Genomic DNA, 17271 nt, shown 5'->3' with positions numbered 1-17271 from the left:
AATTATGTTCTACGCCATTGTATCCTAAAGTACGACAAATTTCAAAGATATGTAATTGGTAATGAAAAAGCTCCGACCCACTAATCAGTGAATCGGAGAATTCAATCAGATCATATCATTTAAAGCTTCTTCATTTTTGCCATAATCTTTTTGGCAATAGATGCTGCGTCTGCACGCGTCATAAACGCGGTAGGATCAAATCTATACGTCTGTTTCTTCTGTCCTGCAAGCAGCTTATTAGGTACTCCAGTCATCAACCCTGCTTTGACTACAGCTTGAATAGAAGTTACAGAGTATGGAGAAACAATCGTGTTCGTATCTGTAAATGCTTTTTGCAGAGCAGGCAGGTCTTTGGCAGTATCACCTAGTTTCAAGTTAGTTGCTCTCGCAATGATATTGGCAGCTTCTTCTCTGCTCAGTGATCCGTTAGGCGAGAATACTCTAGGTGCTGTTCCACGAATAATACCTTTTCTAACCGCTGTTTCGATGTATCTATAATCCCATCTATAATCATCATATTTAACAACATCGCCAAATGTTAAATTATTTGGATCATAATCCAATGGGATATTCAGCATTTTAACGACCATGGTAGCAAACTCACCACGTGTTAAATTATCATATACGCCGAATTGATTTGGATCCTTCGGACTCATAATACCTTTAGCCAGCATCAGTTCTAAGTCAGGACGAGCCGTTGGGTGAGCGACAATATCGTCAAAACTATATCGTAGACTCATTACTGTGTAATAACCGAACCCGTCAAATGTAGCCGTGATTGTTTTATTACTTGTATTCACTTTACCGCCCATGTTAACCCATGTGCCATTATTGTTCTTCCATACGGATATGGAGGAGCTAGCAATATTCACGATATTAGGATCATATGAAAGGGTAATGGTTCCTTGTTGCGAAGGCTCGAGCCATTTTCCAATATGATTTCCAAAAAATTCGTTATTTTGCTTATACGGATGTGTTCCTTCAACTAAGTCGTAGTCATTCGGAGAAACATAGTTTTTGAAATATCCTGGATCAATCCAGAACAAGTCAGATGAGAATCCATAATGTAGTTTTGGAGGCATGTAAGCAGTAGCCATCATTGCATTTGCGCTGATCTCAGCAAGCTTGCCATCCTTGTATTCCCCTAGATCGTCTTTCTCACCTACAGGATTATATACCTTAACGGTACGTCCATCCTGCTTATCAGCGATACCAATTAAGATATCTGGATTATTGAACAAATTAATTGTTCTTGTATTCGTGTCCCCTGGTGTAGGTGTAGCATCACGTAGCATAGTACCTTTAGGGAATGCAATTGAAATGGTTCCTTTGAATGCAGACAACTTACCAGAAGAAGTCAATTGCGTCTTGTATTGAGCTCCTTGTAAAACTTCATCCGAGTATACAACGTCAATTTGTCCATTTAACTTTTGTGTACCTTGGAAGACCGTAAATTTAATCGTGTTCTTACCCTTCTTGAGGGATTTCACCTGAAGACGGAAGATGTCCTTATCTCCTTTAACCATTGGCGTCTTACCAACCAATACTTGATCCGCACCTTCAGCCAAAATACTTACGTCTAAGAAGTTTTGTTTAATAACACTTTCGTTTGGTAACTTAGGAGATAAAATTGCATATGGCAATAACTCACGAGTAATTTGTAGCACCTGTGAAATCGTTGCCGTACCTAATCTTGCACCGATTACATAATTCTTAACACCAGATTTAGGCAATTCACTATTACTGAGCGTGAACCTGTAACTATTATTTCCAATAGGAACTGCGGTCAAATTTCCATAGGGGCTACCGTTACCGTCTTTACTTTTCCATTCCCCGCTTGTACTATCTAGATCTGAAATCGCCAGCTGTTTACCATCGACAGTAAGAACAACTTGTTCAGCATTACTCACTATAAACTGAATATCTGCATTCTTCTCATAAGTCGAATATTGCATCTTCCCTGTTACTTTGAATGCAAGATCCTTATCTTCGGTTTTACCTACAGGCAGTGGCTTCAATCCGTCAACAATAGGGAGCTTATCCGGGAATAGATAGAGTGTTAAATTGGTTGAAATAGGAACTCCATTAGCAACACCAGTGATACTTAAGGTGTTAGGTCCACTGACAAGCATCATATCGGGGGTAATCGCAAAAGTGAAATCCGATGCTGATGCGCCGAGTGGTTTGGTCGTACCATTAATTGAAATATTCAATGAGCTGTAATCACTTGTATTAAAATTGACTAAGCGACCTTTAATTTCTGTGAATTTCCCAACATCACTGAATACCTGATTATTGTAAACATTACTGAGCTCAACAAATGGTGCAGAGATATAATTGATCAGGAAAGATTTCGAATCTTCGACATTCCCTCCATTAGTAACTTCAATCTTGAGGACTTGTTCCCCTGTTGGCATTCCAGTAATCTTGTAGACTCTATAACCAGATTGATCCGACATAGCTACTGTCGTGAAATTACTAACACTTGCGCCGTTCTTAAAGGACTTAATCGTCACCTTACTTGCATCTGTAACTTTATTCGTCTTCACTTGTAAATAAATCGGAAGTTCGAATAGGTTATTATCACCCGTAAATTGGGAACTAGATGAATACGAAACCGTCGCCCCGTTATCTTTCACACCATATAGTTGCTGTACATCCGTAATATATGCAGAATCCGATTTACGATAACTGAAAGGAAGCTCATATACCGATTTACCGTCATATCTTACATCATATTTAATAATATAATTTCCGTTTGCAGTGATGTTGACTGCTTCAGATGTCGAGTATTTAAACGTCGTTAATTTACCATTTACTTCAGTACCCGATATGGTTGCAACAATACCACCTACAGGTGTAACTACAGTATTTGTATCCTTATTAGTTACAGTGATTTTGAATGTAGTAGGTTTAGATACTGTAGTATCTTCAGGTGTCTTGAATAGAATAGAGCCGCTCATTGCACCATGTAATGCACTTGATATGATGGAGTTGCTCTCAACGACTTCAGATCCAATTTTAGTATTAAAAGGCGTACCCATTGTATCTGGAGCACATATTACATCACGGCTCACACTGTACGTACGAGTCCCCGCATCTGTTGTGGCAACGAAATTTAGTTTGTTTAACCCTGGTACTAGTGGAATATCCGATAATACAAAGGTTGAACTTCCACCGTTGTACATCTTCTTATTGTTCACTACTACCTCAACTGCATTAGGTGCTTGTAGCATAATCGTAAGCGTTGATGTACTTACTACCGTTGGGGATTCTGTGGAAAGAACTTTACCATCAGGAAGCTTAATATCATAAATAGCAGGTACGTTGGAGAAGTTAACATATGCTGCTCCTGACGCCTTACTGCCATCAGCTGTAATACCATATACAGTAATTCGATTTAGACCTTGACTAATTTTTACTCCAGGAAAACGAAAGTTTTTCTCATTTTGGATAATCGGCTTAACATCTGCCCCATTCGCTCCGGGAATGACTTGTCCACCCACGATGGAGTCCACTTGAAATGAAATACTGTCAGCAGAGACTCCATTAAAACTACCTTCTAAATCAATATTTCCTTCATTCACCATTGTAGGTGCACTTTCTTCAGTACTAAACTTCTTGAATTGAAAATATTGTCCTCCAGGTGCTGGTGCTGGTGCTGTAGCAGCTTTGGCAATATCAGCAGGAAACATAGCGATCACAATAACTAATGCTAGCATAGCACTGATCCATGATTTAAAACGATTATTCACTGAACGAACCTCCTTGACCCTTTAATTTACTACACGCCTAAAACAATAATGGAATAGATAACGAATGCTTACCTCCTCTATTAGTTAAGTACGGTAGCCTTCTTGCGAATATCATCTATTTCTTTTATCGGCCTATGTAATCCTATATTTTAGAAAAATGCAAAAAACCCATCCAAAAAGGATGGGTTTTTTATATTCATGTCTATTCTAGAGTTTAGAGCCTTTAACATCTTGCGCCTTCATTCTTAATCTCGCGAACAAATTCAATATTGGTCGCTTCGTCTTACCAACAAGGCCGATGACCTCTGCACCTATTTGTAGGAAGAACATCATTACGCAGATAACGACGAAGGTAACCCAGTTCGCTTCATACAAAGCCGCTGAAGATTGAATAACGGCCAGTATACCGAAGAAAGCAGCAATTCCATAAATGAGTAACACGGATTGACGGTGACTGAAGCCAATTTCGCGCAAGCAGTGATGCAAGTGACCTTTATCGGGTGCAAAGATTGGTTTCTTCTGAAGCCAGCGACGAATAATGGCAAAGAAGGTATCCGATAATGGCACACCAATAATAATCAATGGCGTAATAAACGAAACGATTGCGATTTGTTTAAATCCGAGCAATGACAACATGGCAAGGCAGAATCCTAAAAACAATGACCCTGTATCGCCCATAAAGATTTTTGCCGGATGAAAGTTAAAGAATAGAAATCCGATAATTGCGCCTAACAATAATAGACAAAGTAGTGCAACCGTCATATTGCCCATCAGTAAGGACATGACTAGAATGGTACCAATAGCAATACCAGATACACCCGCTGCCAGACCATCCAATCCATCAATCAGATTAATAGCATTCGTCACGCCAACAATCCAGAAGATTGTAAGAGGAATGGAAACCCAGCTTTCTAAATAAGAAAAGTTATCGTTAAAAGGAATATTTACAAAGTCCACGGTAATGCCAAATCCAAATACTACAACACTGGCAGCAATAAGCTGTCCTAGCAACTTCACTTTAGCTGAGAGTTGGAAACGGTCATCTAGTGCACCTGTGAGTACGATCAGTGATCCGCCTATCAGAAACGCCTTAATAAAATTCGTATCACGTGTGGAGAAATCTGTTACAAACGGTAAAACCACGAGCATGGATATCATGAAAGCCAAGTAAATGGCCAACCCACCCATACGCGGCATAATTTTAGTATGAACTTTACGAGCATTTGGCACATCGACAGCGCCAATCTTAAAAGCAAACTTCTTCACCAGCGGCGTTAGAACCAGTGCCAATACTAATGACACGATACATCCAATGATGGCTAGCATTAACATTTGATCATTCGACCCCCATTTTCTCTAACGGATCAAATTATACTCCGATCGAAAAATAAAACCAATCCCTTAATTCTGCAATATACGGTGTTTTTTGGGCTAATTCCACCCTTTTATCATGGTTTTGTCATGTTTCCTTTGTCACGCATCACTTTGACGGCGAATTGCGGCAATGCAAGCATTCTTTTATAGCGTGTAGGCTCACTCATTAAGCGATACAGCCATTCTGCACGCATCTTTTGGAACATGATGGGCGCTCTTTTTGTTTTACCTGAAATAACATCAAAACTTCCTCCAACTCCCATCATTAAAGGAACTTGAAGTTGATCTTTATACTGAGCAATCCATGGTTCCTGTGTATCTGCCGAACGCGCAACAAAGAGCAGATCAGGTGCTGCCTCTCGAATACCAGCAATGACTTCTGCATCTTGATCTGCCGAAAAGTAACCATCACGATAACCCGAGATGGTAACACCCGGATACTGCAAATGTAACCGTTCCGCAGCTGCCTGAATCACTTCTGGTGTAGAGCCCAATAAATACACTTTCCATTGATAGCTTTCTCCGACCTTCATCAATTCATGTAACAGGTCAAAACCCGCTACACGCTCCTGTACGGGGGTACCTATTTTATCTGCAGCCCATACGACTCCAGTACCATCAGGCACTAGTAATTCTGCATTTTTCATGATCTGCATATAAGCAGGTTCCTCAAGAGCCTTCATGACCATAATGGGATTTGCTGTTATCACTTGATGAGGCTGACGAGAATTAATCACTTGAGTTAAGTACTGTACCGTATCGGACATTCCAAGCCGTGAAATCGATAAGCCATATAAAGATACTGTAGGTACTTGGCCTGTTTGGTTCACATGAATCACCTTATCCTTTGCCGCTTAAAAATTCAATGATGTGCTGCGCAGGAGATTGAGCTTCCTGCTTCAGAACAGCGATTTGCCCAGCATGAGCCTTGCGCCAACCACCTGCGTTACCAAGAAGCTGAATCATCTCTGCGGCTAATGCTTCAGGAAGCAGAGATGAGCTTGTACCCACAGGCTTCATATCCATTCGATCCATAAAGTGATCAATCTTCGGATCATAGGAAACACCGATGAATGGCACACTCTGGTTCGCTGCATATATCAGACTGTGAAGTCTCATACCAATGACTAGCTGGCAACGACTAACTTCTGCCAACATTTGCTGTGGATGAACAGCTTCAAGGCAATCGGAAATTTTACTTCCAGTAGAGGAAATATCCCCAATTCGTTCCTTGATATAACGTGAAGCTTCTGCATCGTCAGGAAGATGGAAAGGAAGAAACCGGAGGTGAAGTGGCTGCTGATAACACACTTGACGTAACCCCTCTGCTATTTGCTCCAATTCTTTCTTTTCTTTGTCCCAATAGCGGACTGAAATGCCTACAACAGGTAAAGAATCGCCTGAAGTTGATCCTCCGTCATTCAGATATGGCCCCGTTGTAAGACCCATGACTGGATCAGGAACCACATGAATTCGTTCTGAATTCAGTCCCATACTCTGCAAGAGCTCCGCGGATTGATAATCCCGAACCGAGATGTATTTACACTTGTTAAAGACGCTTTTAATCATGGGATGGAACAGTTTTTGATGAACAGGACCAATTCCCTGTGAGTAAATAAATACAGGTTTACGCATCCACTGGGCTAGCTTCATGATTCCCAAATAATAAGGAATGGTTTTGGAGCTAGTCGCATCCTGCAGCAAGCTTCCACCACCACTAATGAGTCCGCTACTCACTTTAAGAGCTTGTCTCACTTCAGCAAGTTTCATGCGGTGTACAGACTGAACACCATAGGTAGCTGCTGTCCACTCAGGATCAATGGAAAGGACGACAGGATTGATGTTAACCCCCGTCGCTTCCCCCTGTTCCTTTAATGCTGTCAAAATAGACTCTAGCACCGCTTCATCGCCACTATTCTTAAATCCGTAATAACCCGAGATGACTATGCTTTGGCTTTGAGACGGGGCGACCATTTTTTCCAACACCTTTCAGCAATTTGCCATACCGCAATCGCAATTAGGCCAATAATGAGCCCAAGGCCCAGACCAAGCAGATCGCGAATAAATGATATTTTCAGCGGAGAGTGAATGTGTGCGAAGGTATCCACCATCGACAACTGACCAATCACGGCAAAAATCATAATGAAAATCCAGTTACGATATTTCAGCGAAACAAATATTCCGAGTAAGAACAGCGGATGTCCCATGAGAAACTCCTTATTACGCGGACGTACATGGAGTGTATTCTCTAGGAACGGGCGTATCACCATTTCAATCGGTGTTACACTTCCTCCATTACCTGTACGGCTTAAATAATAGAATCCAATGGCACCAATCACAGCAGCGGCTGCGACCCATAATAATGTAATAGGAGCGCGCAGTATCTGACCAATTTGCTGCAATGGACGTCCACCGCGGTATAAAAGTACATATACAGCAACAAGACCAATGGGTGCAGCGTGCAGAAGACTAACCCCGCGGAATTGATTCAAGACTAGGCTGTACGTAATGTTATTTAAAAGCGCGACGACAAACGGTATTGCTGCTAATGAAATAATGGCTGTTTTAATAAACAGGACTGTTGCATGTGCGAGACGTCTTCCTGGAGCTAAATTCCGATCAGCAGCATTAAGTTCATTAATCTTACGCACAGCGAGAATCATCGCTATTGTTGGTGCACTAATTGCAACCATTAAAGCTAGTGCTTGTTCAAACAATGTTGGCTTAAGTACATATAATCCAGCGCTGCCGATGAGACCCAATACAAATACTGCAATCGTAAGCATCGGTAAGAAATATGAAATCAGTAGTGCAATGAACGCAACCGCACCCAGCAGGACCACCATTTTAAAGATTTTCTGGCCTGAGGAATGATGGATATCAAAAGCCTCCGCTTGTCCTAATGTAAAGCCGTTGTTCTCCATTTGTTTAATGGCATTGCCCGGTTCATTCAAACTGTTAATGATATTTTCAATCGAATTTGTAATCATTGCTTTAGAAACGTTCTTATTCGGTGCTGCGTTAATATACAGCATTCGGATATTTCGATCTTTCGTTGCTAAAGCAAAGCGGTCAGCAATGGTGTCTTCATCAAGCAATGCATCCCTGTCGCTAAGCGAGTACAAACGAACAACATTGTATTTAATCAGATTAGCTAGCAAATTAAAGCCTTGCTGAGGCTTCTTCGTATTCTCAATTGCTGCAACACCAATACCGTGCTGGTTCAGCAGGTTAGCAAAGGATTTAACACTCATTTTTTCTTCGTTGTCAGCGAATCCTTTAACAGAATCACCTTCGAACAAAAGTCTCTTCACGCCATTCGCTTCATAATAAGCTAATAGCTTCTCCGTAGCTTCTTCATCATAAGGAAGGCTATCGGACATACGAGGAACAATGTTAAAGCCTTTACTATGCAGCATCTCAAATGTAATTGGGTCTGGCTGCATCGGCTTAAGTGCGGCTTCTTCTGGCGCAATCTCAATGATTAGACCTTTCTGCCCTTTGTATTCCCAAGGCTTAACCGCAATACCTAAGCTTGTAAATGAATCTTCGATTACAGGAGATAAACGTCCTGCATTCTCATCATTTGTAAATAAGATATGTGTGAAGTTTTCATTTGTAGGCACTACGCTTTGAGTCATCGTTGCCACTTCTTCAGCGTTATAAATCATAATACGGCGTGTTGCTTTAAGATCTCTCAGATTACTTTCAAACATCGCCATACTCTGAATGCCAGCTGATTTCAAAAGATCAAGTTGCTCTTGAATGTACTGTTCAGGATGCGGCTGGTAGGATGCGATATCTGCCAGTCCGCGATAATTAAATACAAGCTCTACCTTGTTGGAAGATGATTCTGTCTGATAACGGTCGTATATGACCGGCAAAGCGGCCAGAATACCAACCACGACTAGAATCCACAGCCATTTGCGAGATGCTGTGTTCCAATGCTGCCATTTTTGATGCACCAAAAGTACCTCCTCATTATAACTCCAGGCCTGAACCGCCTATAAGGCAGCTCATGCCTGGACTATCCTATCCATATTATGAATCTACACGTGCCATAACTTCCGCAGACAGCTTCTGAATGCGTCCCTCCGCATCAGAAAGAGAGTCCCCACAAACTGCAAAATAAACTTTGATCTTCGGTTCCGTTCCCGAAGGCCGTAGACAGAACCATGAACCATCCGTCAGCATATATTTCAGCACATTTTCCTTAGGCAAGCCGTTTAGGCCCTGTGAATAGTCCAGAACTTCCTGAACGGATACACCAGCCACAGATTGTGGAGGTGTCTCGCGCCAATTGCTCATCATGGATTGAATTTGTGCCAAACCATCCTTACCCTTCAGTGTGCGAGATTCCAATTTTTCTTGAAAATATCCGAATTGCTCATACAGTTCCTGTAGTACTGCATACAATGTCTTGCCTTGAGCTTTATAGTAGGCTCCTGCTTCGCAAATGAGCAACGATGCCAGAACAGCATCTTTATCACGCGCATAATTACCTGCGAGGTAGCCGTAGCTTTCTTCGTACCCGAATAAATAAGTATAATCACCTGTTTGTTCAAATTCATCCATTTTTTCGCCGATATATTTAAATCCTGTTAAGGTATTGAATACTTCAGCTCCATAATGACGGGCAATGGCTGCACCCATTTCACTGGTTACGATGGTCTTGATTACCGCACCATTGGCAGGCATCCTACCGGATTCTTGTAATTGGCTTAACAAATAATGAATCATTAATGCCCCGGACTGGTTGCCAGATAAGACAACGTATTCACCGTTATGGTCTCGAACAACTGCACCCATGCGGTCACAGTCTGGATCTGTACCAATGAGTATGTCAGCGTTAAGTTCACTACCCAGCTTCATAGCTAATGTAAATGCTTCACGCTCTTCTGGATTTGGAGATTTAACTGTAGAGAATTCTGGATCTGGCTGTTCCTGCTCTGGGACAACATGCACATTCGTAAATCCGACCGTTTGGAGCACTTGCTGTACCGGAATATTTCCTGTACCGTGCAGTGGCGTATACACAATTTCAAAATCCTGACCAAGGGAAGATTGGATGAGCGATGCATTTACACTTGTATCTGCAACCGTCCGAACAAAAGCCTTATCTTCCGGTTCACCCAACCATACGAGTAGACCTTGTTCTTCTGCTTCGGCTTGATCCATACGTTTAACCGCAGCAAAAGAGTCTACTTGCTGTATGTAGCTAATGACACGCTCCGCTTCATCTGGTACTAGTTGCCCCCCTGAAGCATTATATACTTTATATCCGTTATACTCAGGCGGATTGTGACTAGCTGTCACTACAATGCCTCCAGTTGCTTGTAGATCACGTACGCTGAAAGACAACTGAGGTGTAGGACGAAGTGAAGAGAACAGCTTAGCAACGATACCGTTACCAGCTAGTACCAATGCAGCCTCCAAAGTAAACTCCGGCGAGAAGTGACGGGAATCATGTGCAATGACAACGGATGGACGGCCTTCTGCAGTTCCGTATTCCTCATTAATATAACATGCGAAACCCTGTGTAGCTTTACCTACTGTATATCGGTTAATCCGGTTGCTTCCTGCACCGATAATACCGCGGAGTCCCCCTGTACCAAACTCTAACTCTTTATAAAAACGATCTTCCAATTCTTTGGGCTGGCCTTCCAATTGTTGAAGCTCTTGTTTAGTCTCATCATCAATGTAAGGATCTTGAAGCCAACGTTGAATGGTTTCCTTGGATTGAATACTTAGTGTCATTTTGCTTCTTCCTTCCTTCTATACGAATTAATGAATAAATTGAATTACTTAAGATGGATCGGACAAGGCAAACATAATATCCCCTTCGGCCACTATTTTATCATCTACTTTCGCAATGGCGTGACCTTTACCGATGCTCCCTTTCATTCGAGTGATCTCAACTTCGAGCATCAAAGTATCTCCAGGCACGACTTGACCACGGAAACGGAAATTATCGAGTCCGGCTAAAAATCCAATTTTCCCACGGTTACTCTCTACCTGTAGTAAAGCAACCGCTCCAACTTGAGCTAATGCTTCAGTAATCAGAACACCAGGCATAACTGGATACCCTGGAAAATGGCCTATGAAAAATGGTTCGTTAATCGTAACATTCTTAAGTCCAACAGCACGCTTGCCAATTTCCAATTCTACAATCTTATCCACTAGTAAAAACGGTGGACGATGAGGTATAATCTCCTGAATTTCATTTACATTTAGCACTTCATTAAAACTCCCTTCAAGTTGTCTATTCTCTTACCCAATAGTTATCATGCATAAAACTGCGAATTTTCGGCTAAAATGTTTCATATCCTTCACCTCTGCAGGGCGTGAAGGTTCAGATAGGGGCTTCTCTCCGTTAATGCCATATCCTTCAATATGGTATGGGGGAGAGCCCTTGATTGCATAAAGAAGTCCCCCATCATTATACATTTTCCAGTGAAAAAAAGAAAACTCCTGTTTCCAGGAGTCTTCTGTAGGTACTGCTTATCTGTAACCTGATCAGGGGGCAAAAACAAGGTCAAATACATGCTTCCATGTTTTCCACTCGAATACTTCCGAGAAGCTCTGCTTCCCAAGTACGACATAACCGACAATCATTCCGCCAATCAGGGCTATAATCAGAAATAACGGAATCATCCAGCGGACTACAATTCTCCACTGAGCTGTCTTACGCCTCACCGGTTTATCCACGGGCTTCTTATCCCGCTTATCCGCTGTTTGGTTCGTCTCATTCATGACCATGTCCACCTATCCTCGGATATTGTTGGCCAGATTCATCATGGTGTCACTCGAAGTTAATGCCCGTGAAGCCAACTGATAAGCCCGCTGTACCTGCATCATATCCGTTATCTCCGTGGCATAATCCACATTAGATTGCTCTAGATACCCTGACTGAATACCTCTATCTGTATCCATTCGATCAATTGATTTACCTTGCAGTACCCCTTGAGCGTTATCTCCAACGACAAACAAATTACCATCGATTTGTTGAAGTCCTTCTGGACGTACTGGTTCGACAACTTGAAGCGTAGCCACAATCCCAGTATCACCGCCACTCTCAACATGCACTCTACCTTTATTATCGATAGCGACTTTGGCTTTATTGGAAACCGAAATGGTTTGATCATTAGAGTCTAAAACTGGATATCCCTGATTATTGGTAAGAATCATATTTCCCGGGTTAGCTTTATCAGGAACAAATGTAAATGCACCTTCGCGAGTGTAAGCTGTTGTTCCGTTCGCTCTTACCGCAAATAAACCATTTCCTTGCATAGCAAGATCCGTTGGATTACCCGTCTGCTTCAAGGAGCCTTGCTCCATATTACTCGTAATGGAAGCCATTTGCATACCGAAGCCCGTTGTAAATCCAAGGCCAGTAGCCCGGCCTTTCTGCTTGAACCCCTCTGGCTGATTCTGTACATTCGTCAGTACTTCATCAAAATTGCTTTCTTTACGCTTATAACCTGTTGTATCCAGATTAGCCATATTATCTGCAATCATATCCAACCTCTGCTGCATCGAATTCATGGATACCATCGCACTGATCATGGAATTATTCATAGTCAGCCTCCTTCACAAGCTTTACACTCTTCCTACTTCGTTTACTGCCTTATCAAGGCTCCGATCATAAAACTGAACGATCTTCTGATTGGCTTCATAAGCACGAACCGCCGTATTCATATCAATAATAGCTTCACTAGAATTTACATTAGAACTCTCTACGTATCCTTGACGAAGCTTAACCTGTTCACCTTCAGCTAAAGTACGAACGCCGGCCGCCTCTGTATCATCAATTCGGAATACACCATTACCTTCACGAACCATTTGAAAAGGCTGTTGGATAACAGCAATATTCAGCTTATCCGGAACTGGTTTTCCATTCGAAGGAGATACGATATTCCCCTGATCATCCACTTGAAAGCCAGCGGCGGAATCCTTTATTATAATTGGCTTATTATTACTATCCAATACTTGATATCCCGTAGAAGTTAGCAAATGTCCATCTTTGCTTACCTTAAAGCTTCCATCCTTTGTGTAACGAAACTGACCTTGTGAATCCATAACCTTGAAAAAAGCTTCCGGTTTATATGTTACTTCGCCATCGGCACTTATGCTCTTACCTGCTTCGTCGAACACAATATCATTTCCCGTAGTCGGGTCTTTAACAGCTATATCCGATACAAGCGCGAAATCGGAAGGACTGTCACTCTGTGTGATGATACCCTGCTTATACATCGCCATACTCTCTTCCGCAATCACCCCAGTATTCAGTTTCCCTAGCTCACGGTTCGGATTGTCTGTTTGACCACCGACCATTGAAACGAGCACCTCTGGAAACGAACGCTGCACACTAGTAACCTGTTTGTATCCAGGTGTATTAATGTTTGCAAGGTTCTGCGTAGCTGTATCATGGCGACGCTGCTGTGTAATCATCCCAGCTGCTGCGGTATAAAGTCCTCTTATCATGAAGACGTGTCCCCTTCCCGATCTATATCATCTATCATCAATGCACCTGCACATCCAGCAAGCACTTATTATTCATTATATCGGCGGGTTAGAAGTTTTTCTTAACCACTTTATCTAAATTATCCAGCATAATTCCAGTTCCTTTGACTACGCAGTGCATTGGATCTTCTGCCACCAATACAGGAACACGTAGCTCCTCAGAGAGCAGCTCGTCCAATCCGTTCAGCAGAGCTCCTCCACCTGTTAAAATAACGCCGCGGTCAATAATATCCGCCGATAATTCTGGAGGAGTCTGCTCAAGCACCGATTTCGCAGCAGTCACAATAGAAGATACTGCCTCCCATAATGCTTCTTGAACCTCATTAGAAGAGATCGTTACGGTCAGCGGTAACCCACTAACCATATCACGTCCTCGAATGTCCATTTCATCCTGACGACCTCCAGGACGTACAGTGCCTATCTTAATCTTTATATCTTCAGATGTACGTTCACCAATGAGAAGCTTGTACTTATTTTTGATATATCTGACGATGGATTCATCAAATTTATCGCCAGCCATTTTAATCGATGCAGAAGTAACGACATCGCCCATAGAAAGAACTGCAACATCCGTCGTCCCACCGCCAATATCTACAACCATGTTACCACTAGGCTGGAAAATATCCATACCCGCACCAATCGCTGCGGCTTTAGGTTCTTCCTCAAGGAAAACTTCCTTCGCCCCGCATCGCTCAGCAGCTTCGCGAATCGCCTTCTGCTCAACGGACGTAATATTGGTTGGTGCACAAATCAGAATGCGTGGGCGGCTGCTCCAAGTGCGGCCTCCCACACGGTTAATGAAATATTTAAGCATTGCTTCGGTAATTTCGAAATCTGCAATGACTCCGTCGCGCAGCGGACGAATCGCTACGATATTGCCCGGAGTACGGCCAATCATTCTGCGTGCTTCTTCCCCGACAGCAAGGACCCTTTTGGTATCACTTTCAATTGTCACTACGGAAGGTTCGTTTAATACAACTCCTCTCCCTTTTACGTGAATAAGCACATTCGCCGTGCCAAGATCAATTCCAATATCCTTGCTAAACATCATGAGAAGAGCCCCCAAAGTGTCATTTTATGGTAAATTAGTCCCTGTAATCAATCTTTCGTCCTATTTCGACAGGAAATCGCATAATGAAGTTATTTTAGGAAGTCGGGATCACAAATTTCGACCTAATACCATCTTTTAACATAGCATACTTCAGGGGACGGATTCAATGGGGCACCTGTGTTCTACTTCTTTAATTTAAGACTTCGCCGATGTAACGGCCTCTCGCTTCTTACCTGTCGTTTTTTTATACTTAATTTTGGTGGCTTCGCCTCCCCGTAGATGACGGATGGATTTGTGGTATTCGAGAATGTGCTTGACCTGGTCAGCCAGATCAGGATTGATTTCCGGTAAACGTTCGGTTAAATCCTTGTGCACCGTGCTCTTCGATACGCCAAATTCCTTGGCTATAGTCCGGACCGTGTGTCTCGTCTCCACGATACAACGTCCTATTTTAATGGTCCGTTCTTTGATGTAATCGTGCACGCTCCCGCCTCCCTACTGTGGATAGTTTGGTACATTATATGAGGGGCGTGCCTATATATTCGCGCTTTCCAAACCTGACAAGCTCCGCAAGGCCCATTTATTTTATAGGCAGCCCTGTGGAAATGACTTCACCATCTTTATAAGACGCGGTTTTCTTGTGGTTTATTTACAAAAATGGTTACCTAAACTTATTCCTTCACATGAACACAAAAAAGGCAGGGAACTCCCTGCCTTTAAGCTTGAATATTGTATTGTTAAGGAAGCAGCTTCTCTGGATTGACCAATACATCCTTTTCATACACTTCAAAGTGTACATGGTTTCCGAGATCTTTCTCTATTTCATTACGTCCTGCGCTCGCCAGTGTATCGCCTTGCTTCACTTCATCCCCAAGTTTTACTTTGGCATCCGTTAAGCTCTGATACACCGTCTTCATGTTATTCGCATGGTTGATTACCACAACAGTACCCGTAAGTGGTGTATTCTCCACACGACTTACTTTACCACTCAATGCAGCTTTAACCTCAAATGTTTGATTGTCCTCACGGGCTAAATCCACACCTACGTTTGGCTGTAAGGTATCGTTGTACTGTACCATTGCAGCCAAGTTTTGTTCTTCAGTTGCCTTTTCGTCAAAATAAGGTTTGACGATTTTTACATCCTTCGCTACAGCTACTGGCCATGCCAAGCTTTCCGCATTTGCAATCACTTCAACAGCTTTTTCATCCTTACCATCTTTACTAACCTCAGTGCTTACACCGCTGATTGCATTAGTAGGGTCTGCTAGTTTCTTCTGACTGGTGTCCTGGTAGACCCACACTAAAGTTAGTATAATTGCTGCTGTGGCTACGTAAACTGCCGGGTATACCCACCGTTTGGACAACAGCCTTTTCCATGCAGACGGTGGATTCACCGGTTCTCCTAATCCTTTTTTAGGAGCTTCTCCATGGGGTTGATTACTTTTGTTTTGATCATTCATATGGTTATCACCTCAGTAATCATTGTTACCGAGGTAGACTCTTTTATACGTATCTCTTATATTATTTTTTAAAATATTTACAGAATCAGTATTTTGGCTATTTCTTTAAAAGCTTTGAAGCTTGTTGAAACTCAATCCCTGTATAGTAGTGTTTAAGAATTTGAGTCGCAGTATAACCCTCTTTAGCCATCCCGTCCGCACCCCACTGACTCATTCCAACACCATGACCATAACCATAAGTAGTCAGAATGATATCATCACCTTTTGCCTCCCAGCTAAATTCACTAGAGCGAAGTCCAAGTTTCTCTCGAATTTCACGTCCTGTAAAAATAGTTCCGCCTACGGAAACCTGATCGATACGGTGACCCACAGTTGAAGACAATACCTGAATGAAAGACTTCCCCGTTGCAAGAGTTGGCATGCTCTGATCATTGAGCCCTAGCTTCTTAAGTAGTGAAGTACGGCTAATGGTCACACTTTTTTTGAATCCCGGTGCAATCTTCTGATCCCATGGACTCGCTACGCTGCGTAAATAAGGAACTTTTACATTCCAATAGTCTTCTGAGTTTTCAGTATAACCGTTGCTAGTTGAAAAAAATGAGGCTGTGATTGGTTTCCCTTTATAGGTCAAAATAATATTCTTCGTCTCTAGCACCGCTCGCTTCAGCTTCGCAAGCTGCGCCGACTTCCCCTTTGCCTTCCAGTTCTCAAGTGAAGCCTTCGATATATAAGCTTGATGTCTTACCGTATCTGTCACCATTGCACTTGCTTCTGGCACTCCGCTCTTATCGTTATCTACTAAGCGCCGGGCAATAAAGGTTCTTGCTGCAATAGCCTGTGCCTTCAGCGCCTCTAGCTCGAAGCTAGCAGGCATCTCTGCCGCGATTACGCCAGTGACGTAATCCTCCAGCGGCAAGGTCTCTACTTGTCCCGTCTTGGATAGGTAGACGGACACTTGCGGGGGCTGCGCCACTTTATTAGGCGCAGCTATTGGTGGGGGCGCCGGCTTGGGAACCGCCGGTGCCTCCGGAGGCTGGTGGTGATGCGTAGCCACCACCAGCACGGGCAGCAGCAGCGCCAGCGCGAGCAGACCACCCGCCCACATGGC

Annotated in this window: 14 protein-coding genes; all 14 read right to left on the bottom strand. The window is 42.8% G+C overall.

From position 1 onward, the window contains the following. Window positions 1-119: 119 nt before the first annotated feature. The gene (locus JCM16418_RS21295; protein ID WP_052020652.1) at window positions 120-3755 is read right to left on the bottom strand and encodes an S-layer homology domain-containing protein; all 3636 of its coding nucleotides are present in this window, start codon (window positions 3753-3755) and stop codon (window positions 120-122) included. Window positions 3756-3962: 207 nt separating this feature from the next. Next, window positions 3963-5087, bottom strand: a complete 1125-nt coding sequence (locus JCM16418_RS21290) for a glycosyltransferase family 4 protein (RefSeq protein WP_036653007.1) — start codon at window positions 5085-5087, stop codon at window positions 3963-3965. Between the two features lie 116 nt (window positions 5088-5203). After that, window positions 5204-5959 (bottom strand): WecB/TagA/CpsF family glycosyltransferase, encoded by a 756-nt coding sequence (locus JCM16418_RS21285; protein ID WP_373280736.1) that lies wholly within the window; start codon window positions 5957-5959, stop codon window positions 5204-5206. 10 nt (window positions 5960-5969) lie between these two features. Continuing rightward, a complete protein-coding gene (csaB, locus tag JCM16418_RS21280) occupies window positions 5970-7103 on the bottom strand; it encodes a polysaccharide pyruvyl transferase CsaB (protein WP_036653004.1) in 1134 nt (377 codons plus the stop codon). Continuing rightward, on the bottom strand, window positions 7073-9094 hold the full coding sequence (locus JCM16418_RS21275) for a DUF5693 family protein (protein ID WP_036653002.1): 2022 nt from the start codon (window positions 9092-9094) through the stop codon (window positions 7073-7075). The genes csaB and JCM16418_RS21275 overlap by 31 nt, the downstream gene beginning before the upstream one ends. Window positions 9095-9170: 76 nt before the next feature. Further along, complete coding sequence (locus tag JCM16418_RS21270) at window positions 9171-10886, bottom strand: phospho-sugar mutase (protein ID WP_036652999.1); 1716 nt, start codon at window positions 10884-10886, stop codon at window positions 9171-9173. A 48-nt stretch (window positions 10887-10934) separates the two neighbouring features. Next, window positions 10935-11366 carry a 3-hydroxyacyl-ACP dehydratase FabZ gene (gene fabZ / locus JCM16418_RS21265; RefSeq protein ID WP_036652998.1) on the bottom strand — a complete coding sequence of 144 codons (432 nt, stop codon included), beginning with the start codon at window positions 11364-11366 and terminating at the stop codon, window positions 10935-10937. Window positions 11367-11645: 279 nt separating this feature from the next. Continuing rightward, window positions 11646-11882, bottom strand: a complete 237-nt coding sequence (locus JCM16418_RS21260; protein WP_036652995.1) for a DNA-directed RNA polymerase subunit beta — start codon at window positions 11880-11882, stop codon at window positions 11646-11648. Between the two features lie 12 nt (window positions 11883-11894). Continuing rightward, entirely contained in the window at window positions 11895-12707 is an 813-nt protein-coding gene (locus JCM16418_RS21255) for a flagellar hook-basal body protein (protein ID WP_036652993.1), read from the bottom strand. Window positions 12708-12728: 21 nt separating this feature from the next. Then, a complete protein-coding gene (locus JCM16418_RS21250; RefSeq protein ID WP_036652991.1) occupies window positions 12729-13613 on the bottom strand; it encodes a flagellar hook-basal body protein in 885 nt (294 codons plus the stop codon). A gap of 88 nt (window positions 13614-13701) precedes the next feature. Then, entirely contained in the window at window positions 13702-14700 is a 999-nt protein-coding gene (locus JCM16418_RS21245) for a rod shape-determining protein (protein ID WP_036653023.1), read from the bottom strand. A 198-nt stretch (window positions 14701-14898) separates the two neighbouring features. Continuing rightward, the gene (gene spoIIID / locus JCM16418_RS21240; RefSeq protein ID WP_036652988.1) at window positions 14899-15186 is read right to left on the bottom strand and encodes a sporulation transcriptional regulator SpoIIID; all 288 of its coding nucleotides are present in this window, start codon (window positions 15184-15186) and stop codon (window positions 14899-14901) included. 254 nt (window positions 15187-15440) lie between these two features. Further along, a complete protein-coding gene (locus JCM16418_RS21235; protein ID WP_036652986.1) occupies window positions 15441-16163 on the bottom strand; it encodes a M23 family metallopeptidase in 723 nt (240 codons plus the stop codon). Window positions 16164-16260: 97 nt separating this feature from the next. Continuing rightward, a partial coding sequence (spoIID, locus tag JCM16418_RS21230) for a stage II sporulation protein D (RefSeq protein ID WP_242403935.1) occupies window positions 16261-17271 on the bottom strand: 1011 nt, incomplete at its 5' end.

The organism is Paenibacillus pini JCM 16418 (assembly GCF_000576305.1).
GTDB lineage: Bacteria > Bacillota > Bacilli > Paenibacillales > Paenibacillaceae > Paenibacillus_AQ > Paenibacillus_AQ pini.
The sequence above is the reverse complement of the archived record's forward strand: the minus strand, read 5'-3'. Positions and strand labels throughout refer to the sequence as shown.